The organism is Nocardia sp. NPDC059177 (assembly GCF_042755165.1).
In the GTDB taxonomy this organism is placed as follows: domain Bacteria; phylum Actinomycetota; class Actinomycetes; order Mycobacteriales; family Mycobacteriaceae; genus Nocardia.
In genome coordinates this window covers 1-1,074 of the sequence record NZ_JBHZBX010000062.1, presented here as the reverse complement: position 1 = coordinate 1,074, position 1,074 = coordinate 1, and the positions used below count along the sequence as shown (strand labels likewise).

1 protein-coding gene is annotated in these 1,074 nt (G+C 65.2%); it reads left to right on the top strand.

The features are described 5' to 3' along the window. Positions 1 to 112: 112 nt before the first annotated feature. Positions 113 to 1,074: IS1634 family transposase (locus ACFXK0_RS29085; protein WP_379414279.1), on the top strand; the 962-nt coding region annotated here is incomplete at its 3' end.

The window sequence follows — 1,074 nt, the reverse complement described above, 5'->3', positions numbered from 1 at the left end:
CCTGAGTTTGGTCAGGTCACCAGAACTTTCGGACCTGTATCGCCTTGACCTGGTGTGATGGTCGCGTGAAGCGGCGGTTTCACGCACTAACGGCCAGGTAGAATCCCGGGTCGTGGTGTTCATCCGGCGAGTACGGACCGCGTCCGGAGCGACCGCGGTCCAGATCGCCGAGTACACCGGCAGTCGCCGGCAACGCATCGTCGCCCACGTCGGGTCCGCCCACACCGATGCCGAACTGGGCGTGCTCATGGCGAAGGCCCGCGAGCTGATCGATGACGACTCCCAAGGCCGGCTCGACCTGGGCCTGGAACCGGTGGCGACCCGAACACCGCTGGTCACGGCCCCGGAACCGGTTCCGGTGTTGTTCGCGGCTGTCCCGGCACCACCAGCCGGTCCGGTGAGTGTGGCCCGGGTGACCGGCACGCATTCCGGCGTGTTGTTCGATGCGCTGGCCGAGGTCTATGACCGGCTCGGGTTCGGTGTCGTCGCCGACGAGGTATTCCGGGATCTGGTGATCGCCCGGCTGGTCGAGCCGACATCGCTGGCCGACACCGCGCGAGTGCTCACCGAGATGGGCCGGTCACCGGCGTCGTATTCGACGATGCGGCGCACCCTGGCCCGGGCGAGGACCGGCAAGTTCCGGGACAGGATCGCGCAGGCATGCTTCGCTCATGCCACCGCGCACGGAGACGTGTCGTTGTGTCTCTACGACGTGACCACACTGTATTTCGAGGCGGAAAAGGAAGACCGCCTGCGGAAAGTCGGATTCAGCAAGGAACGCCGGGTCGATCCGCAGGTGATGGTCGGCCTGCTGGTCGACCGGAACGGGTTCCCGTTGGAGATCGGGTGTTACGCCGGAAACAAGGCTGAGAAGCACACGATCGTGCCGATCATCGAGCAGTTCCAGGCCCGGCACGGGGTGGAGAGTTTCGTGGTCGTCGCCGACGCGGGCATGTTGTCGGCGGACAACCTGAACAAGCTCGACGAGGCACGGATGCGATTCATCGTCGGGTCGCGGGTGACGAAGGCACCGATCGATCTGGAGTCGCATTTCCGTTGGCACGGTGAGACATT